The 18,961-nt window shown below is 71.8% G+C and carries 19 protein-coding genes and 1 tRNA gene; 13 read left to right on the forward strand and 7 right to left on the reverse strand.

What is annotated here, in order from left to right; all coding sequences use genetic code 11:
* From phoU to VMF70_00200, 4 genes are all read left to right on the forward strand, one after another.
* Positions 1 to 559, forward strand: a 559-nt coding sequence (gene phoU / locus VMF70_00185; protein HTT66421.1) for a phosphate signaling complex protein PhoU, incomplete at its 5' end; no start/stop codon positions are given.
* 7 nt (positions 560 to 566) lie between these two features.
* Positions 567 to 1,292, forward strand: a complete 726-nt coding sequence (locus tag VMF70_00190) for a thymidylate kinase (GenBank protein ID HTT66422.1) — start codon at positions 567 to 569, stop codon at positions 1,290 to 1,292.
* 10 nt (positions 1,293 to 1,302) lie between these two features.
* Positions 1,303 to 2,031, forward strand: a complete 729-nt coding sequence (locus VMF70_00195) for a thymidylate kinase (protein HTT66423.1) — start codon at positions 1,303 to 1,305, stop codon at positions 2,029 to 2,031.
* Entirely contained in the window at positions 2,015 to 3,580 is a 1,566-nt protein-coding gene (locus VMF70_00200) for a Ppx/GppA phosphatase family protein (protein ID HTT66424.1), read from the forward strand. Before VMF70_00195 ends, VMF70_00200 begins: the two co-directional genes overlap by 17 nt.
* Before the next feature lies 1 nt (position 3,581).
* On the opposite strand, the gene VMF70_00205 is transcribed toward VMF70_00200, so the two are convergent.
* From VMF70_00205 to VMF70_00225, 5 genes are all read right to left on the reverse strand, one after another.
* The gene (locus tag VMF70_00205) at positions 3,582 to 5,387 is read right to left on the reverse strand and encodes a DUF4153 domain-containing protein (protein HTT66425.1); all 1,806 of its coding nucleotides are present in this window, start codon (positions 5,385 to 5,387) and stop codon (positions 3,582 to 3,584) included.
* Positions 5,388 to 5,398: 11 nt separating this feature from the next.
* A complete protein-coding gene (gene deoC, locus VMF70_00210) occupies positions 5,399 to 6,364 on the reverse strand; it encodes a deoxyribose-phosphate aldolase (GenBank protein ID HTT66426.1) in 966 nt (321 codons plus the stop codon).
* Positions 6,361 to 6,630 carry a EutN/CcmL family microcompartment protein gene (locus VMF70_00215; protein ID HTT66427.1) on the reverse strand — a complete coding sequence of 90 codons (270 nt, stop codon included), beginning with the start codon at positions 6,628 to 6,630 and terminating at the stop codon, positions 6,361 to 6,363. The genes deoC and VMF70_00215 overlap by 4 nt, the downstream gene beginning before the upstream one ends.
* Positions 6,631 to 6,717: 87 nt before the next feature.
* Positions 6,718 to 6,984 carry a EutN/CcmL family microcompartment protein gene (locus VMF70_00220; GenBank protein ID HTT66428.1) on the reverse strand — a complete coding sequence of 89 codons (267 nt, stop codon included), beginning with the start codon at positions 6,982 to 6,984 and terminating at the stop codon, positions 6,718 to 6,720.
* Between the two features lie 117 nt (positions 6,985 to 7,101).
* The gene (locus VMF70_00225; protein HTT66429.1) at positions 7,102 to 7,866 is read right to left on the reverse strand and encodes a rhomboid family intramembrane serine protease; all 765 of its coding nucleotides are present in this window, start codon (positions 7,864 to 7,866) and stop codon (positions 7,102 to 7,104) included.
* A 161-nt stretch (positions 7,867 to 8,027) separates the two neighbouring features.
* On the opposite strand from VMF70_00225, the gene dnaK reads away from it, so the two are divergent.
* From dnaK to VMF70_00270, 9 genes are all read left to right on the forward strand, one after another.
* Positions 8,028 to 9,953, forward strand: coding sequence for a molecular chaperone DnaK (dnaK, locus tag VMF70_00230; GenBank protein HTT66430.1), 1,926 nt, complete (start codon positions 8,028 to 8,030; stop codon positions 9,951 to 9,953).
* Positions 9,954 to 10,014: 61 nt separating this feature from the next.
* Positions 10,015 to 11,568 carry a trypsin-like peptidase domain-containing protein gene (locus VMF70_00235; GenBank protein HTT66431.1) on the forward strand — a complete coding sequence of 518 codons (1,554 nt, stop codon included), beginning with the start codon at positions 10,015 to 10,017 and terminating at the stop codon, positions 11,566 to 11,568.
* Between the two features lie 172 nt (positions 11,569 to 11,740).
* Positions 11,741 to 11,822: transfer RNA gene (locus VMF70_00240), tRNA-Leu, on the forward strand.
* A 2-nt stretch (positions 11,823 to 11,824) separates the two neighbouring features.
* Complete coding sequence (tig, locus tag VMF70_00245; protein ID HTT66432.1) at positions 11,825 to 13,087, forward strand: trigger factor; 1,263 nt, start codon at positions 11,825 to 11,827, stop codon at positions 13,085 to 13,087.
* 32 nt (positions 13,088 to 13,119) lie between these two features.
* On the forward strand, positions 13,120 to 13,734 hold the full coding sequence (locus VMF70_00250) for an ATP-dependent Clp protease proteolytic subunit (protein HTT66433.1): 615 nt from the start codon (positions 13,120 to 13,122) through the stop codon (positions 13,732 to 13,734).
* 65 nt (positions 13,735 to 13,799) lie between these two features.
* Positions 13,800 to 15,050, forward strand: coding sequence for an ATP-dependent Clp protease ATP-binding subunit ClpX (gene clpX, locus VMF70_00255; protein HTT66434.1), 1,251 nt, complete (start codon positions 13,800 to 13,802; stop codon positions 15,048 to 15,050).
* 52 nt (positions 15,051 to 15,102) lie between these two features.
* Positions 15,103 to 15,663 (forward strand): ribosome biogenesis GTP-binding protein YihA/YsxC, encoded by a 561-nt coding sequence (yihA, locus tag VMF70_00260; GenBank protein ID HTT66435.1) that lies wholly within the window; start codon positions 15,103 to 15,105, stop codon positions 15,661 to 15,663.
* Positions 15,635 to 16,252, forward strand: a complete 618-nt coding sequence (locus tag VMF70_00265; GenBank protein HTT66436.1) for a hypothetical protein — start codon at positions 15,635 to 15,637, stop codon at positions 16,250 to 16,252. Before yihA ends, VMF70_00265 begins: the two co-directional genes overlap by 29 nt.
* Before the next feature lie 3 nt (positions 16,253 to 16,255).
* Positions 16,256 to 17,836: an ATP-binding protein gene (locus VMF70_00270; protein HTT66437.1), complete on the forward strand. Its 1,581-nt coding sequence runs from the start codon at positions 16,256 to 16,258 to the stop codon at positions 17,834 to 17,836.
* A 1-nt stretch (position 17,837) separates the two neighbouring features.
* Here VMF70_00270 and VMF70_00275 read toward each other — a convergent pair whose 3' ends face one another.
* On the reverse strand, positions 17,838 to 18,350 hold the full coding sequence (locus VMF70_00275; GenBank protein HTT66438.1) for an NUDIX domain-containing protein: 513 nt from the start codon (positions 18,348 to 18,350) through the stop codon (positions 17,838 to 17,840).
* Positions 18,347 to 18,943, reverse strand: coding sequence for a hypothetical protein (locus tag VMF70_00280; protein HTT66439.1), 597 nt, complete (start codon positions 18,941 to 18,943; stop codon positions 18,347 to 18,349). Before VMF70_00280 ends, VMF70_00275 begins: the two co-directional genes overlap by 4 nt.
* Positions 18,944 to 18,961 lie beyond the last annotated feature (18 nt).

Below are 18,961 nucleotides of genomic sequence, written 5' to 3' on the forward strand. Positions count from 1 at the left end.
GGAGGTGATCCGCGGCGACCGCACGATCAACACGCTGGAGAGCAGCATCGAGGAGCAGGCGTTCCAGCTCATCGCGCTGCACCAGCCCATGGCCAAGGACCTGCGGCTGATCTTCGCCGCGATCCGCATCGTGGGCGACCTCGAGCGGGTGGGCGACCACGCGGGCAACATCGCGCAGTGCGCCGAGCGGCTCGCGGCCTACCCGCACATCGTGCCGCAACCCGAGATCGTGGAGATGGCGCGGCTCTCGCGGCAGATGCTCGCGGACGCGCTCTCGGCGTTCGTCCGGGGCGACGCGCCGCTGGCGCGCGAGGTGTGCCGCCGCGACGACGCGGTGGACGCGCTGAACGATTCCGTGTTCCGGATCCTGCTCACGCATATGATGGAGGATCAACGGGTTATCAAGCCCGGGATGGAGCTGATCCTGGTGAGCCGGAATCTCGAGCGGGTGGCGGACCTCGCGACGAACGTCGCCGAGGACGTAGTATTCCTGGAGGAAGGCAAGACCATCAAGCACCACGCGGAGGACGAGCGGCCAGCGCCGGACGCCGCTTCATGAAGGGTGCATGGGCATTCACGATTCGCACGACTATCCGGGGCGGCTGATCGTCGTCGAGGGCATCGACGGGTCGGGCAAGTCCACCCAGCTGTCCCTGCTCCAGACTTTCCTGGTGTCGGAAGGCTACGACGTGTCGTTCACGGAATGGAACTCCAGCCCGATCGTGAAGGACACCACCAGGCGCGGCAAGAAGAAGAACCTGTTCTCTCCGACCACGTTCTCGCTCATCCACGCCACCGACTTCGCGGACCGGCACGAGCGCTCGATCCTGCCGCCGCTCCAGGCGGGGCTGATCGTGTTGGCCGACCGCTACGCCTACACGGCGTTCGCGCGCGACGTGGCCCGCGGCTGCGACCCGGCGTGGGTCCGCGGCCTGTACCAGTTCGCCACGCGGCCCGACCTGGCGCTGTACTTCAGGGTGGACATCGACACCGCGGTGGCGCGGATCACCGGCGGCCGCATCCAGCTCAAGTTCCACGAGGCGGGGATGGACCTGGGGCTCTCGCCCGACCCGATCACCTCGTTCCGCGTCTTCCAGACCCGGGTGATCGAGCAGTACGACCGTGTCGCGGAGGAGTTCGATCTCACCGTCCTCGACGGGAGCCGATCGGTGGTCGAGCAGCAGCGCGAGATGCGCCGCCTCGTGAAGCCGATCCTGAAGGGCCTGCGCCGCGCGCACGCGCCGCGCTCGGCCCCGGCCGCGGTCGCGCCGGCCGCCCCCGCAGTCCGGTGACCCGGCCGTGATGATGGACGCCCGCTTCTACGGCTCCGGGCTCGCCAAGCTCGAGATTCCCCCCGATCTGCCGGGCAACCTCATCGTGGTCGAGGGCGCCGACGGGGTCGGGCGCTCGACCCACATCGAGCTGCTGCAGGGCTGGCTCGAGGGCCAGGGCTTCGCGGTCTCCTCCACCGGCCTGGTGCGCTCGGCGCTGACCCGGCGGGGCATCGAGTCGGCGAAGGAGGGGCACTCCTTCGACCGCACGACGATGGCGCTGTTCTACGCCACGGACCTCGCCGACCGGATCGAGCACGAGATCGTGCCGGCGCTCCGGAGCGGATTCGTGGTGCTGGCCGACCGCTACGTGTACACCACCATCGCGCGCGGCGCGACCCGCGGCCTCGACCGCGAGTGGCTGGCGCGGATGTACGGCTTCGCCCTGATCCCGCGGCGCGTGTTCTTCCTGCGCCTCGATCCGGACGAGCTGATCCGCCGCACCCTGCGGCGCGGCGGGGAGCTGGACTACTGGGAGGCCGGCCGCGACATCGGGCTGGCGCCCGACCTGTACAGCTCGTTCCGGAAGTACCAGCGCCTGATGCTCGAGGAATTCGACCGGATGGCGGTCCAGTACGACTTCACGACCATCGACGCCTCCCGGTCGGTGGAGGACGTCCAGGCCGAGCTGCGCCGCGAAGTCGCCAATCTGCTCGATCCCTCGCTGCTCACCCCCACGGTCGATGTCTCCGACGACTGAGCGCTTCGCCGCCATCGACGTCGGCTCCAACTCGATTCGTTGCCTGATCGCCGAGCGCGGCGAGGACGGCCACCTCCAGATCATCGACGACCTCAAGGACCAGCCGCGGCTCGCGCGCGGGCTGTCGTCCACCGGCGTGCTGGCGCCGGAGTCGATGGAGCGGGCGCTCGAGTCGCTCGGCCGGATGATCCAGGCGGCCGAGCGGCGCGGAGCCGCGCGCCTGGCGCTGGTGGCGACGGCGGCGGTGCGCGACGCGGCCAACGGCGCGGAGTTCGCCGAGCGCGTGAAGCGGGAGCTGGGCATCCCCCTCGAGGTGATCGACGGCGAGACCGAGGCGCGGCTCGCGTTCCTGTCGGTGAGCGAGCACTTCCCGATCGGCCGGGGGCGCGCGGTGGTCGCGGACATCGGCGGCGGCAGCCTCGAGCTGGTCCTCGCCGTGGGCGGGCTGGTGGATCGCGTCGTCTCGCTCCCCTTCGGCGCCGTGCGCTTGACCGAGCAGTTCCTGGCCGGCACCGCCGATGCCGGCGACGGGGTGCGGCGGCTGCGGGGCGCGGTGCGGCAGAAGCTCCGCCGCGCCGTGCCGGGCCGCGAGTGGGAAGCCGCCAAGCTGTTCGGCTCGGGCGGCACGTTCACCAACCTGGCCCGCGTCGCCGCCGCCCGGCACCGCGGCGCCGTGCCGACCGGCGGCATCCACGGGTCGTCGGTCCGGCTCCCGGAGCTGCAGCGGATCCTCGAGTGGCTCGCCGCGATGAGCGTGGAGGAACGGCGGAAGGTCCCGGGCCTCAACCCCGAGCGCGCCGACATCATCGTCGCCGGCCTCGCGGTCGCGGCGGAGGTCCTCGAGCTGTTCGACGCTCCGAAGGTCGCCGTGTCGGCGTTCGGCCTCCGCGAGGGCCTGCTGATCCACCTGTCGCGGCCGGCCCCCGAGGGCCAGGCCCCCACCCGCGCCCGGGCGCTGCGACGGTTCGCGGAGCGCTGCCACACGGACCGCCGCCACGGGGAGCAGACGGCACGGCTGGCGCGCCGGCTGTTCGACGGCCTGGGCAAGCGCCTGGGGTGCGCCCCCGGCGAGTGGGACCTGCTCGAGGCCGCGGCGCTGCTGCACGACGTGGGGCAGCTGGTCTCGTACCGCAGCCACCACAAGCACAGCTACCACCTGATCGCCCACGCGGAGTCCCTGCCGTTCACCCCGCGCGAGCGGGTGCTGATCGCGCTGGTGAGCCGCTACCACCGCAAGCGGCGCCCCAGCAAGCAGCACCTGGAGTTCGCCGCGCTGGAGCCCGAGGACCGCGCGCTGGTGCGCCGGCTGGCCGCGCTGCTGCGGATGGCCTGCGGTCTGGACCGCGGCCACGTCTCGGCGGTCGAGGCGATGCGGCTGCGGATGATGCCGGACCGGCTGCTCGTGGACGTGGTGCCGCGGCTGGTGACGACCGACCTGAAGCTGGAGCTGTGGGGCGCGCAGCGGAAAGCCGACCTGCTCGCGAAGCTGCTCGGGCGCGAGGTGGTGGTGCGCGCCGCGCCGCTGGCGGAGTCGAAGGCGGCGTCCTAGCCTAGCGGCCCGGCTTCAGCTTCAGCAGCACGACGCCCTGGACGTCCCTCACGACCGGCCCGGCCGGGCCGGCGTACCCGTTCACGCTGCGCAGCACCGCCACGGCCCTTGCCCGCGCGTTCTCGGCCCCGAATCGCAGCGCCGTCGCGGGCAGCACGCTCCCCCGCGCGCCGGCCGTGCGGCCGCGGCTCAGCACCGAGTCGAGCGGCACGTCCAGCAGCACCTGCCCGGCCCGCACGATGCGCACGCTCGGCGCGCGGCGCAGCAGCAACGCCACCGGGGCGCCGTCCGGCGCCGGCGGCGGCGAGGTGCGGATCACGAGGAGCAGGTCGTAGCCGGCGAGCGACGTCGGCTCGCCGTCGTCGCTGGTGAAGGCGAAATACCGCCCGGCGCTCCCTGTCTCGCCCCCGCGGGACGCGTAGGTGACGCCCAGCGCCTCGACGATCGAGCGGGCCCGGCCCTCGGGGTCGGCGTCGCTCCGCTCGGCCGGCCCGATGACCCGGGTCGCGAACGAATCGCCGAGCACCGGCACCAGCGCCCGGCTCCCGTGCGTCGCGACCAGGTAGCGGACGCCCCCCGACAGCGCCTTCCGGTCGTCCACGGAGAAGTCGGCGGCGGCGCGCCGGAGGTGCCCCTCCACCAGGACCCCGCGGGCCGCGAGCAGGTCCCGGACCCGGCCGGCCTGGCTCCGCCGCGACACCGAGTACGCGCCCCAGGGACCCGCGAAGGCCAGCAGCGCGACCGCGCAAAGCGACGCCGGGATGATCCGGATCCGCTGCGCGCGCGTGACGCCATAGTACAACGCGATCGCGCCCAGCCACACCGAGAGCACGAGGAGGAAATAGCGCGGCTCGGTGAAGCCGTACTGGTGGACGCGCTGGTAGACCGCCAGCCACAGCATCGCGACCGCGGGCAGCATCCCGAGCCAGAAGGCGCGGGCGAACCCCGCGATCCACCCCTGCTCCTCCCGCACGGCCAGGGGATGCACGAGCAGCAGCGCGAGGATGCCCGCGCCCGCCACCCCCGACACCAGGTAGCCGATCCAGCCGCTGGGCCAGTCCCACGAGACCACGACCCTGGCGAAGTACAGCGTCAGGATCACCAGGTACACGGTCACCAGGGGCACCAGCGTGTACTGCGCGAACACCCGGAGGATCGCCGGATACTCGGGCGACTCCTCCAGCGCGTCGAGATCGCCGGGGACGCCGCCCAGGAAGAACCAGGTGTTGAACACGAACGCGCACAGGACCCAGACGCGGAAGTACGCCGTGCGCGGCAGCTCCACGCCGAACAGCTTGTCGAGCGCCGCCAGCGCGAGCGCCAGTCCCAGGAACAGCGTGGCCGAGGAGACGACCGCCGCCAGGAATCGCGTGAACAGGATCCGGTTGTACTGCCAGAAGGCGTTCGGGAGGCCGCGACCGACGAACGGCGCGACCGCGACCAGCAGGTGGAACGCCACGCTCAGCTCGGCGTAGCGTGCGAACTGGACCGGCTTCGACCAGCCGTCCCAGGAGGCGTGCACGGCCGCCAGCGCCGCCAGGCCGGCGAGGGCGAGCGCCACCCGCGTCGCCCGCGACCGGGCCCGCTCGGCGAGCAGGGCCGTGGCGGTGCACAGTGGAAGCCCGAGCGTCGCCGCGGCCAGCAGCCGGTCGCGCAGCCAGCCGGGCCCCACGTCCTCGCTGACGAGGATGGCGGCCGCCGCGGCCGCGACCCCGCACGCGACCACGAGCGGGAAGCGGCGGAGCGTCGCCTGCGCCTGGGCGAGCACCGTCCCGAGGGACGGCAGCCGCAGGCGGGCGCCGGGCACCGCCCCGGCGGTCAGTAGGGCTGGCCTCCGGCCGGCGCCGCGCAGCTGCCGCTCCGGCACGACGCCGCGTGCGCCTGCGGCTGCTTCAGCAGCTCGGCCAGCGAGAGCGGCGCGGGTCCCAGGCACCCGACGAAGCTGACGCCGCTCGACGTGCCGATCCGGCTCGCGCCCGCGGCGATCATCGCGAACGCCGACGCGCAGTCCCGCACGCCGCCGGCCGCCTTGACGCCGAGGTCGTCGCCGACGGTGAGCCGCATCAGCCGCACGGCGTCCGCCGTGGCCCCTCCCGCCGGGTGGAAGCCCGTGGACGTCTTCACGAAGTGCGCGCCCGCGAGCCTCGCGACCGCGGACGCCTTCACGATGTCCTCGGGCGCCAGCACGGCGCTCTCGATGATGACCTTCACCAGCGCGCCACCGCCCCGGCGGCCGCAGGCCTCCACCACCGCGCGGATGTCGTCCTCGACGTACCCCCACTCGCCGCCCTTGATGTGCCCGATCGCGGCCACCATGTCCACCTCGGCCGCGCCCCGGGACACGGCTTCCGCGGCCTCCGCCGCCTTCGTCTCCGGGGTGGTGGCGCCCAGCGGGAAGCCGCACACGCTCGCCACCGCCACGCTCGTGCCCGCCAACTCGCGCGCGCACAGGTCCACCCACGCCGGATTGATGCACACCGCGGCGAAGCGGTGCTCGCGCGCCTCCGCGCAGAGCTTCAGGATGTCGGCGCGCGTCGCCTCGGCCTTGAGCAGCGTGTGGTCCACGAAGTCGGCGACCCGCCGCGGACCCGCCGCGGGCGTCCACGCCGCCAGCTGCACCTGCGGCCCGCGCCACGCGATGTCCTCCAGCGGCCTCCCCGTTCCCGCCGGCGCCCCGGGAGCCGCGGCCACGGCGGGACCCCGCGGCCCGGCCGCACCGTGCGCGCTGCGCAGCACGCGGCGCACCACGTCCGCCGCCAGCTGGTCAAGCTCGGTGTCGTTCATAGCACCCGCTTTCCGCCGATGTCCACGCGATCCAGCACGCCCACGATCACGGCCTGCACGGGGATCCAGGGATCGTCGAAGATCTTCCGCGCCGAGGACCCCTCCTGCACCACCAGCACCCGGTCGCCGACGCCGGCATCCACCACGTCGAGCGCGATCACCTCCGCGCCCTCCGGCTCGAGGTCGAGCGCGAGCCGCCGCACCAGGAGGAGCTTCTTGCCCTCCAGGCGCTCGTTCTTGTGGGTGCTGACCACGTCGCCGACCACGGTCGCGAGAAACAGGGTTCCACCCCCGACGCCGGCGTGAGAGAAGAGGGGTGAGAGTTGAACCTCTCACTTCTCACCCCTCACGTCTCACTTCAGGTCGACTCTCTCCACTTTCCCCACCACCGCCGCATCCACCGCAACATCCAGCTTCCACAGCGCGATCGACGCTTCCCGCGCCGTGATGTAGTAGCACAGCTCGCCCGGACCGAGGCCGAACGTGTCGGCCGCCACCACCGGCGCGCCGCGGTCCTTCCCCGACGCGTCCACCGGCTGGAGCCACTGCAGCGGTATGGCCGCGAGCGTATCCTGCTTCACGGTGGAAACGACCCGCCCCACGATGCGCGCCAGATACAAGAGTTCGGGCCTCGTCTGTCCTGAGTTCTCAGTACTCGAGTCTCGCAACCACTCGCAACTTGCCGTTTCGCAACTGATCCGCACTCCGACCGCTCCCCGCTGTCTACTGCGAAGAGGTCAGCCCCAGCGCACTCGCTGCGGCGCCCACGGATTCTGCCTGCGCGACTCCAGGTACGCCCGGTTCGCGAACAGCTTGATCGCCGCCGCGCCCACCCCGAAGCCTCCAATATGCGCCCAGAACGCCACCCCGCCATTGTCCCCGAGGCCGGCCAGCTGGGGCAGCCCGCCCATGAACTGCAGCACGATCCAGTAGCCCAGCATCGCCCACGCCGGGAGCGCGATGGTCGTCAGGAAGAACCCCAGCGGCACGAGCGTGTAGACGCGGACCCGCGGGTACAGCACCAGGTACGCGCCCATCACCCCGCTGATCGCACCCGACGCCCCGACCACGGGCACCGGCGAGGCCGGGTCCATGGCCACCTGCGCGAGCGCCGCCGCCGTGCCGCACATCAGGTAGAACACGACGAACCGCCAGCGCCCCATCGAGTCTTCGATGTTGTTCCCGAAGATCCAGAAGAACCACATGTTCATGATGATGTGCATCCACGAGCCGTGCAGGAACATCGAGGTCAGCACGTGGCCGACGTGGCGCGCCCCTTCCACCCGGCACACCAGGTCCGGCCCCATCGCGAAGGCCGTCCCGGCCGCCACGCGCCCCGTCAGCTCGCCCGGGATGAGGCCGAGCTCGCACACCGACCGCGCGAGCGGCACCGTCGTCCCCGCACCCTGCACCACCAGCCACACGAGCACGTTCACCACCACGATCCCGATGGTGACGACCGGGGCCTTCAGCGTGGGATTCTCGTCGCGATAGGGGATCACGGGCTCAACCTAACCTGTCCGGGGGGCGTGTCAACGTACCGCGAAGCGGGGCATAGCCTTAGCCCGCTGCCGAATTGGCAGAAAACAGGGGCACGTCCCTTGCTCCTGCGACCATGCGCTACCGTCGCACATCTACCTCTGATGCGTTCGGAGATCGGACCATGGCTGAGAAGATCATTGGAATCGACTTGGGGACCACGAACTCCGTCGTCGCCGTCATGGAGGGCGGGGATCCGGTCGTGATTCCGAACGCCGAGGGCGGCCGCACGACGCCTTCGGTCGTCGCGTTCACGAAGGACGGCGAGCGGCTCGTCGGCCAGGTGGCCAAGCGCCAGGCCGTCACCAATCCCCTCAACACGGTCTTCTCGATCAAGCGCTTCATGGGCCGACGCATCGGCGAGGTGGTCGAGGAGTCGAAGCGGGTGCCGTACAAGGTGGCCGCGGGCCAGAACGACCTGGCGTCGGTCGAGATCAGCGGCAAGCGGTACACGCCGCCCGAGATCTCGGCGATGATCCTGCAGAAGATGCGCCAGACCGCGGAGGACTATCTCGGCCACAAGGTCGAGAAGGCGGTGATCACCGTTCCGGCGTATTTCAACGACTCGCAGCGCCAGGCGACCAAGGACGCCGGCAAGATCGCCGGCCTGGACGTGGTCCGGATCATCAACGAGCCGACGGCATCGGCTCTGGCCTACGGTCTCGACAAGAAGAAGGAGGAGAAGGTCGCCGTCTACGACCTCGGCGGCGGCACCTACGACATCTCGATCCTCGAGCTGGCCGAGGGTGTGTTCGAGGTGAAGAGCACCAACGGCGACACCCACCTGGGGGGCGACGACTTCGACCAGCGCGTCATCCAGTGGCTGGTGGACGAGTTCAAGCGCGACCAGGGCATCGACCTGTCGAAGGACCCGATGGCGCTCCAGCGCCTCAAGGAGGCGGCGGAGAAGGCCAAGTGCGAGCTGTCGACGGTGATGCAGACGGAGATCAACCTGCCGTTCATCACGGCGGACCAGGCGGGACCGAAGCACCTGAACATCACGCTGTCGCGGGCCAAGCTCGAGCAGCTGGTGGGCGACCTGGTGCAGCGCACGCTGGAGCCGATGAAGAAGGCGCTGGCCGACGCGAACCTGAAGCCGAACGAAGTGGACGAGGTGATCCTGGTCGGCGGCCAGACGCGGATGCCGAAGGTCCAGGAGATCGTGAAGGAGTTCTTCGGCAAGGAGCCGCACAAGGGCGTCAACCCGGACGAGGTGGTCGCGATCGGCGCGGCGATCCAGGGCGGCGTGCTGGCGGGCGAGGTGAAGGACATCCTGCTGCTCGACGTGACGCCGCTGTCGCTCGGGATCGAGACGCTGGGCGGCGTGACCACGGTCCTGATCCCGCGCAACACCACGATCCCCACTAAGCGCTCGGAGGTGTTCTCGACCGCCGACGACAACCAGACCACGGTCGAGATCCACGTGCTGCAGGGCGAGCGCGAGATGGCGCTCGACAACCGGACGATCGGCAAGTTCCAGCTCACCGGGATTCCGCCGGCCCCGCGCGGGATGCCGCAGATCGAGGTCACGTTCGACATCGACGCAAACGGCATCCTGCACGTCACGGCCAAGGACAAGGCGACCAGCAAGGAGCAGAAGATCCGGATCGAGGCGTCCTCCGGGCTGTCGGACAAGGAAATCGACAAGATGGTCCACGCCGCGGAGGAGCACGCGGCCGACGACAAGCGGCGCCGCGACGAGATCGAAACCCGTAACCGCCTGGACGCGTTGGTGTACGACGTCGAGAAGAACTCCAAGGAGTGGTCGGACAAGCTCGAGCCCGCGGTGAAGAAGCGGCTCGAGGAGGCGGTCGAGGGCGCGAAGAAGGCGTTGCGCGCCGGCGACGCCGACGGGATCAAGAAGGCGGCCGAGGCGCTGCAGGGCGCCTACAGCGAGGCGGGGCGCTCGCTCTACCAGAGCCAGACCGCCAGCTCGGGCGCGAGCCCCGAGGAGCCCGCCGCCGGGGCCGGCGGGGGGGCCGAGCCGAAGAAGGACGAGGCGGTGGAGGCGGACTACGAGATCGTGGACGAGGGGAAGCAGTCGAAGTAGAACCCGAACGCAGCCCGGGGTGTAGTACCGGGCATTCCCGGGCCAACGTGGAGGTAGGCGCATGTCGTCGAAGAGCCGTGATTTGCTGAAGCTGGGCGGGATCGTGGCCGTGGCGTTCGTCCTCGGGCTGGCGTTCGCGTCCGGGCTGAACCTCCCGCGGCCGGGCCGGGCGGAGTCGGCGCGCGGCCTGCATTACCTCACCGCCGCGAGCGGCGGCGGCGCCCGCACGGTGGACGGCGTGCTCCCGAGCTTCGCCGACATCGCCGAGCGGGTGCGGCCGTCGGTGGTCTACATCCGGACGCAGAGCACGGTGCAGTCGTCGCCGCACCCCGACATCCCGCCGGGCTTCCAGTACTTCTTCGGGCCGGACGTCAACCCGCGACGGCCGCAGGTCCGCCAGGGCTCCGGCTCCGGGTTCGTCGTGTCGCAGGACGGCTACATCCTCACCAACAATCACGTGGTCGCGGACGCCGAGCACGTGCGGGTCACGCTGCTCGACAACCGCGAGTTCGACGCGCGGGTGGTGGGACGCGACCCGGCGACCGACGTCGCCGTGATCAAGATCGACGCCGGTCACCTCACGCCGCTGCCGCTCGGCAACTCCGACGGCGCGCGCATCGGCGACTGGGTGCTCGCGATCGGCAACCCGCTCAACTTCACCTTCACGGTGACGGCGGGCATCGTCAGCGCCAAGGGCCGGCCGCTGTACGGGCTGCAGGACCCGAACGACCGCTACCAGATCCAGGACTTCATCCAGACCGACGCCGCGATCAACCCCGGCAACTCGGGCGGGCCGCTGGTGAACCTCAACGGCGAGGTGATCGGCATCAACGCCGCCATCGCCTCCCAGACGGGCTACTACGAGGGCTACGGATTCGCGGTCCCGATCAACCTGGCGCGCAAGGTGATGGACGACCTCATCGCCACCGGCCGCGTGGAGCGCGCCGTCCTGTGCATCGCGATCAACCAGATCACGCCCGAGGACGCCGAGGCCGTGGGCCTCAAGGACGTGCGCGGCGTCGTGATCCAGGATTTCAGCTGCCAGAACTCGCCGGCGAAGGCGGCCGGGCTCGTGCCCGGTGACGTCATCGTCGCCCTCAACGACACGGCGATCGACCACGTGGCGCAGCTCCAGTCCATGGTGGGCTTCCGGCATCCGGGCGAAGTGGTGCACGTGCAGGCGGTGCACGCCGGCGGCCAGGTGCGGACCTACGACGTGCGGCTCGCCTCCGCCGGCGCCGACACGGCCCAGGTGGCGAGCGCGACCAGGGGCGGCGACAAGGGGGTGGCCCCGGGCGACGAGGCGTCGCGCAAGCTGGGGGTCACGGTGGAGAGCCTGAGCGCGGAGGACGCGCGGCAGGTCGACACCGACTTGCGCGGCCCCCTGGTGACCGAGGTGGACGCCGACGGGCCCGCCTTCCAGAAGCTGTTCCCCCCCGGCGCGGGCGCCGGCGCGGACGTGATCCTGGAGGTGAACGGCGTGCGGACCCGGACGCCCGAGGAGCTGCAGCGCGCCGCCCACGGGCTGCATGCCGGCGACATCGTGACGCTCCGGGTCGCCAACGTGGGTGGCGGCAGCGCCACCCGGCGGGTCGTGCGCCTGCGCGTGCGGTAGCCGCGCCCCGGAAAGACCGTCACCAGGCGAGCGCCCGCACCCGCGGGCGCTCGTCGTCTCGGCCGGCCGCGGTTATCTTGGGGTGGCACTCGCGTCACGGCCGTATCGAGCGGGCGGCGCGACGACCGCGGCGTCGCCGGGTCGGCGCGCGTGCGGCGCGGGCGCGCAGCGCGCGAAAGTGGCGGAACTGGCAGACGCGCGGGCCTTAGGAGCCCGTGGGGCAACCCGTGGGGGTTCGAGTCCCCCCTTTCGCACTATGACCGATACCGGCATCGCCATCACCGCGGCCGCGCAGGATGCGGCGCGCCGCACCTACGCCGTGACGGTGACGCCCGAGCGGGTGCGTGCCGCCGAGGCGGCGACCACCGAGCGCTACGCCCGGCAGCTCAAGGTGCAGGGCTTCCGCAAGGGCAAGGCGCCGGCGGCCGTGGTGCGCCGCCGCTTCGGCGACGCGATCCGCCAGAGCGTGATCGAGGAGCTGCTGCGCGCGTCCTGGGAAGCCGCGCGCGACCAGGACGGCCTCAAGCCGATCTCGGACCCGCAGGTGCGCAACGTGAAGTTCGAGGACGGCTCCCCGCTCACCTTCGAGCTGCTGGTGGACGTGAAGCCGGAGATCGCCCTCGAGCGGCTGGGCGGATTCCGCCTGACGCGGCGGTCGGCCGCCGTCACCGACGAGATGGTGGACGCCCAGATCACGAGCTTGCGCGAGCAGCGGGCCCCGTGGGCGCCGGTCACGGAGCGGGCCAAGCCCGGCGACCTGGTGGAGGCGACCATCGCGAACCTCGACGAGCCGGCCGCGGGCGAGCCCGAGCCGGTGCGGTTCGTCCTGGGACAGGGTCGCGCGCTGCCGGAACTGGAGGCGCGGCTCATGGAGCTCGACCCCGGCGCCGCCTGGGAAGGCACCCTGCGGTTCCCGGACGACCACCCGGACGCGGCCAAGCGCGGCCAGAGCCGCCGCGTCCGCGCGACCCTGGGCGAGGTCAAGCGGCAGACGCTGCCCGACCTGACCGACGAGTTCGCCCGGGAGGTCGGCGAGTTCGACTCGGTGGCGGCGCTCCGGGCCGCGGTGCGCACCGACCTCGAGGCCGAAGCCAAGCGCGAGGCCGACGCGCGGGTGCGGGGCGAGCTGATCGACCAGATCGCCGCCGCCAACAACGTCGCCGTGCCCCCGTCGCTCCTGGACCGCGCACTCGCGGCCTACGTCGCGGCGTACGGCGTCCCCGAGGAGCAGCGCGGACGGTTCGCCGGGGAGTTCCGGCCGGTGGCGGAGGCGGGCGTGCGGCGCGACCTGATCATCGAGACGGTCGCCGAGCAGAAGGGGCTCGCGGCGAGCGGCGACGCGGTCGCGTCCCGCGTCGCCGAGGTCGCCCGCCGCCGCGGCGAGACGCCCGCGGCCGTGCGGGCCGCGCTCGACAAGGCGGGCCGCCTCCGCGAGCTGGAGCGGTCCATCACCGAAGAGAACGTGTTCACCTTCCTCCTCGGTCAGAGCACCGTGGAGGACGCACCGCCCACCCGTTGACACAGGGCGCATCCGTGGGAGACCGAGACGACGTGTCCACGCTGTATCCGCCGTACATCATCGAGCGCTCCAGCCGTGGCGAGCGCACCTACGACATCTTCTCCCGGTTGCTGATGGACCGGATCATCTTCCTCGGCGTGCCGATCAACGACGACGTGTCGAACATCGTCATCGCGCAGCTGCTCTTCCTCCAGGCCGACAGCCCGGAGAAGGACATCTACGTGTACATCAACTCGCCCGGCGGCCTGGTGTCGAGCGGGATGGCGATCTACGACACGATCCAGCACATCAGCGCGCCGGTGAACACCATCTGCATGGGGATGGCGGCCTCGATGGGGTCGTTCCTCCTGGCGGCCGGCCGGAAGGGCAAGCGCAGCGCCCTGCCGCACTCGCGGATCATGATGCACCAGCCCTCGGGCGGGACGCAGGGCACCGCCGCCGACATCGAGATCCAGGCCCGGGAGATCCTCTACCTCCGGGGCAAGCTCAACGAGCTGTACGCCAAGCACACCGGCCAGACGGTGGAGCAGATCGAGAAGGACATGGACCGAGACCGCTTCATGTCGGCCGAGGAGGCGAAGCAGTACGGCATCATCGACCAGGTCCTGGCCCCCGGCTCGGTGCTCGAGGTGGGCACGAAAAGCTAGGCGTCGCTTGACTTTAGGCGCGGCGGCTCGGCATATTCGCCTCAAGGTCCCGTAACCAGGCGCCCATGTCCAACGACCGCCACCTGCGCTGCTCGTTCTGCGGAAAGTCCAAGGACTCGGTCCGGAAGTTCATCTCCGGACCGTCGGTCTACATCTGCAACGAGTGCATCGCGCTGTGCAACGAGATCCTGGCGGAGGACGAGGAACGCGAGGTCGCCGACGCGATCACCCAGGTCCCCACCCCCGTGGAGATCAAGGAGGTGCTGGACCAGTACGTGATCGGGCAGGAGCGGGCCAAGAAGGCCCTGGCGGTCGCCGTCTACAACCACTACAAGCGCATCAACTCCCAGTCCATCAAGGACAACGAGGTCGAGCTCGAGAAGTCGAACATCCTGCTGATCGGGCCCACCGGCGTCGGCAAGACGCTGCTGGCCCAGACGCTGGCGCGGATGCTCGACGTCCCCTTCACCATCGCCGATGCGACCACCCTCACCGAAGCCGGCTACGTCGGCGAGGACGTGGAGAACATCCTGGTGCGGCTGCTCCAGGCCGGCGACTTCAACGTCGCCGAGTGCGAGCGCGGGATCGTCTACATCGACGAGATCGACAAGATCGCCCGCAAGAGCGAGAACCCGAGCATCACGCGCGACGTGTCGGGCGAGGGCGTGCAGCAGGCACTGCTCAAGATTCTCGAGGGGACCATCGCGTCGGTTCCGCCGCAGGGCGGGCGCAAGCACCCGCAGCAGGAATACATCCAGATCAACACCAAGGACATCCTGTTCATCTGCGGCGGCGCCTTCGACGGGCTGGAGAAGATCATCGAGTCGCGCACCGGGCGGCGCCGGATCGGGTTCACCAAGGACGAGGTCGACCGGGGCGTGCCGGCGCTGCAGCGGCGGAACCCCTACGGCGAGGTGGAGCCCGACGACCTGCTGCGCTACGGCCTCATCCCGGAGCTGATCGGCCGGCTGCCGGTCACCGTGCCGCTCGAGACGCTCGACGAGGACGCGCTGGTCAGGATCCTGGTCGAGCCCAAGAACGCGCTCACCAAGCAGTACAAGAAGCTGTTCGAGCTCGAGGACGTGCGGCTGAGCTTCGAGCCGGAGGCGCTGCGCGCGGCCGCCCAGCTGGCGATCAAGCGCGGGGCCGGCGCGCGCGGGCTGCGCGCCATCCTCGAGAAGGTGATGACGGAGATCATGTTCGACCTTCCGGCGCGGGACGACGTCACCGAGGTGGCCATCACCCGGGAGTGCATCCTCGAGGGCCGCCAGCCGCTGCTGGTGACCGAGCGACCACGCGCCAAGAAAGAGGCCTGACGTGCCGCGGACAGAGGCCCCCTCCCCGAGGGGGCTTTTGGTAAGCGAGTTCGTGACGTCGCTGGCCCAGTGGGACGCGCCGATTCCCGGTCCCGCGCTGCCCGAGATCGCGTTCACCGGCCGCAGCAACGTCGGCAAGTCGAGCCTGGTCAACCTGCTGCTGGGCCGGCGGGCCCTCGCCCACGCCAGCCGGATCCCCGGCAAGACCCGGTTCCTCAACGTGTACCGCTGGGGCACCGGCTGCTACCTGGTGGACCTCCCGGGGTACGGATGGGCGCGCGCCGCCGCCGCCGAGCGCGCGGTGTGGCAGCGGCTGGCCGACGAGTACGTCGCCCGCCGCGCCACGCTCGCCGGCGTGGTGTGGCTGCTGGACATCCGGCGCGAGCCCTCCCCCGACGACCTGGCGATCGGCGCGCTGCTCAACGCGCGGGGGGTGCCCGTGCTGGTCGCGCTCACCAAGGCCGACCAGGTCACCCGGGGCAAGCGGGCGGCGCGCGCCGCGGCCATCGCCCTGCGGCTGCACCTCGACGCGGCCGAGTTCGTGCTGACGAGCTCCAAGACACGCGAAGGCGCGGAGGATCTCCGTGACAGCGTACTGGCGCACGTGGGCTGAGGCGGCGGCGCTCGCCGCGGCCGTCCTGGCGGCCCCGGCCGTTCTCGCCGCGCAGGACAGCGACCTGCCTCCCGCGGGCTTCGGCTCGCTCCGCCAGGACCAGGTCGCCGTCACCATCACCACGGTCAACCTCGCGGTGCGGGTGCTGCCGCTCGACGAGCACGTCATCCGCCTGCTGGCGCCCGACACCTACGGCTCGCTGCACGCGCTGGTCCAGAGCAAGGCGGGGGCCATCGCGGCCGCCGCGCGCGCCGTGGGACGGGACAGCGCCACGGTCTTCTTCGTCACCTTCTTCGGGCTGCAGCCGATGGTGACGTTCGTCCCGGACCAGGTGTCCATCCAGAGCCAGGGCATCTTCTACCGCCCGCTGGACATCCTCCCGCTCTCGCCCCAGTGGACCGACGCGCGGCTCGACCAGCGCCAGCAGGCCTCGGCCGTCTACATCTTCGACCCGGCCATCCCCATCTCGCAGACGTTCACCGTCTTCTACGGCGACCAGAACTCGGCGACCTTCGACAACTCCCTCACCCTGCTCCAGAGTGAGCGCGCCCGCGTCCTGGCGCGCGCCGCACAACAGCGACAGCCGTAGGCGATGCCGCTCGCCCTGTCGTTGGTGCTCGGCGGCGTGGCCGCGGCGCTGGCGGTCGCCCTGGTGCTGCTCGAGCGCGGCCGGCGCCGCGGGTTGTTCGACCTGTTGCGCCGCGGCAAGGAGCAGTGGGAGGCGACCTTCGACGCCATCTCCGAGGGCATCGCGCTGGTGAGCGCGGACGGCGTGATCCAGCGCTCCAACACGGCGTTCGCGGAGCTGGCCGGCCGGCGAGTCACCACCATCGGCGGCGCGCGCCTCGGCGAGACGCTGTTCGGCGAGCCCGGCGCGCTGGCCCGACTGCTCGAGACCGCCGTCGCCGGCGGCCGCCCCGCGCCGATCGTCCAGCGGTCGGAGAAGCTGAACCGGGTGCTCCGGATCGCCGTGACGCCCGTCGCGCGCGCCGTGAGCGACGCCTCGGCGGTGGTGGTCGTGGAGGACATCACGGAGCAGCAGGCGCTCGAGGCGCAGCTCATCCAGAGCGAGAAGATGGCCGCGGTGGGCACCCTCGTGTCGGGCGTCGCGCACGAGCTGAACAACCCCCTCACCTCGATCGCCGGACTGTCCGAGTTCCTGCTGGAGCAGTCGCCGGCGGGCGCGCCCGGGCGCGAGCACCTGCGCATCATCAACGAGCAGGCGGAGCGCGCGGGCCACATCGTCCACGACCTCCTGACGTTCGCCCGCAAGGGTCCGGCGGAGCGGGAGCCGGTGGACCTGGGCGAGGTGGTGCAGCGCACTCTCGCCCTGCTCGGCTACGAGCTCAGGCGGCGCAGCGTCACCGCGGAGATCGTCGTGGCGCCGGGACTCCCCGCGGTCCTCGGCGATCGCCACCAGCTGCAGCAGGTGGCGCTGAACCTGGTCACCAACGCGGTCCAGGCGGTGACCGACCTGCCGCGCGGCAGGCCGCGGCGCGTGGCCATCCGCCTCAAGGTCGAGGACGGGCGCGTCGTGCTGCGCGTGGCCGACACGGGACCCGGGCTCACCGAGGAAGTGCGCGCCCAGATGTTCAGTCCCTTCTTCACCACCAAGGCCCCGGGCGAGGGCACCGGCCTGGGACTGTTCGTGTCCTACGGCATCGCCGAGGCCCACGGCGGCACCCTGACCGCCGACTCGCGGCTCGGACAGGGCGCCACCTTCGTGCTGTCGCTGCCGCCGGCCGGCGGCGGGAGCGGCGGGCCGACCGCCGCCGACGCGGCTCCGGCGGGGCCCCGCCGCATTCTCGTCGTGGACGACGATCCCGTGGTCCGCCAGGTCGTGAGCGCCCTGTTCGCCCGCGACGGGCACCGGGTGGACGCGGCCGTCAGCGGCACCGATGCCCTGCGGCTGGCCCGGACGGAGCGCTACGATCTGGTGATCGCCGACCGGCTCGCCTCGGCCGGCGACGAGCCCTTCGCGTCGGCCCTGCGGCGGCTGCCGTTCGAGGTGCATACGCGCCTGGTGCTGTCCACCAGCGCGCGCCTGGACGGCGACGACCGGCTCGCCATCGGGACCAGGCTGTTGCCGAAGCCGTTCGACCTGCGGGAGCTCAAGCGGACGGCGGAGGAAGTGTTTCGGTCGGCAGAGGACAGCCGGGCGACCGCCGGCTGAATCACACGATGCGCAGCACGTCCTCCGCCCCGCCCGCATCGCCACTCTCGAAGAGCTGCAGCGCGTCCGCCAGCGCGCGCCGTTCCCTCGGCCAGTAGAAGCGCCGCGCCGCCTCGTCGGGGGTGAGCCACTCCGCGCGGTCGTGCTCCTCGGAGGTGACGGCGGTCGCAGCGGCGGGGACCACCGCGCAGAACGCCGGAATCAGGGCGACGACGTCGCGGCGGTGCAGGTAGAAACTCTCGACGCGACTGAGGTTGTAGAGCCGCGACGGCGCGAGACCCGTCTCCTCCTTCAGCTCCCGCAGCGCGGCGGCCACCGGCGTCTCGCCCTCGGCGATGTGTCCGTGCACGGTCTCCCAGGTGCCGGGACTGCGCAGGCCCTCCGCCCGCCGCAGCACCAGCACGTCCGGCCCGCCGCCCGACCGCGGCCGGGCCGGCCCGGCCATCCCGCGGTCCGCGTCGGGACGGAACCGCAGCACGTAGACGTCCACGATCGCCACCCGGACGTCGGTCACGGCCGACCCTCACCCGCCGGGCCGGGCGTCCCCGCGACCCGCGGGTCGCGCTCGGCGGCGGCGGCCAGCGCCCGCGCCACCGCCGAGTAGGCCGCCTCCGTGATGGGGCGGCCGTGCTCGCCGCGCAGCAGGTCGAGATGCAGGGTGACCCGCGCCTCGCCCGCGAACGCCTGCCAGAACTCCGGCGTCAGGGCGACGTCGTAGTCGCCCACGAGCTGCCACGCCGGCGGCGCCGCGTGATAGGCCAGCAGACCCGGGCCCCGGAGGTCGCACACCGCGCGCACCAGGGCGCCCGCGACCGGCACGGTGGCGTCCCCGATGCCGCGCGTCACCTCGCGCGGCCCCACGGCCCGGGCGAACGCCTCGCCGAGCGCCGCGCCGGTCGCGACCACGACGCCGTGCGCGTCCGGCGGCGACGCGTCGGCGGCCTCGACGTCCAGATCGAAGCGCCCCTGCAGGGCGATGGCCTCGAGCAGCTGATCGAACGCGGAGACGCCGGTCCTGACGCTGGCGCGTCCGCGGCCGTCGACGGCGAGGCGCACGACGATGGCGGTCGTGAGGGCGCCGCGGCGGACCTCGGCGGTGCGGCTCACGGCGTTGGCACGGGGACG

This window comes from Gemmatimonadales bacterium (assembly GCA_035502185.1).
Lineage (GTDB): Bacteria > Gemmatimonadota > Gemmatimonadetes > Gemmatimonadales > JACORV01 > Fen-1245.

Coding starts and splice junctions, on each gene's coding strand:
- VMF70_00190 (HTT66422.1), top strand. CDS start 567: ATGGGCATTCACGATTCGCACGACTATCCGGGGCGGCTGATCGTCGTC.
- VMF70_00195 (HTT66423.1), top strand. CDS start 1,303: ATGATGGACGCCCGCTTCTACGGCTCCGGGCTCGCCAAGCTCGAGATT.
- VMF70_00200 (HTT66424.1), top strand. CDS start 2,015: ATGTCTCCGACGACTGAGCGCTTCGCCGCCATCGACGTCGGCTCCAAC.
- deoC (HTT66426.1), bottom strand. CDS start 6,364: ATGAACGACACCGAGCTTGACCAGCTGGCGGCGGACGTGGTGCGCCGC.
- dnaK (HTT66430.1), top strand. CDS start 8,028: ATGGCTGAGAAGATCATTGGAATCGACTTGGGGACCACGAACTCCGTC.
- VMF70_00235 (HTT66431.1), top strand. CDS start 10,015: ATGTCGTCGAAGAGCCGTGATTTGCTGAAGCTGGGCGGGATCGTGGCC.
- tig (HTT66432.1), top strand. CDS start 11,825: ATGACCGATACCGGCATCGCCATCACCGCGGCCGCGCAGGATGCGGCG.
- clpX (HTT66434.1), top strand. CDS start 13,800: ATGTCCAACGACCGCCACCTGCGCTGCTCGTTCTGCGGAAAGTCCAAG.
- VMF70_00270 (HTT66437.1), top strand. CDS start 16,256: ATGCCGCTCGCCCTGTCGTTGGTGCTCGGCGGCGTGGCCGCGGCGCTG.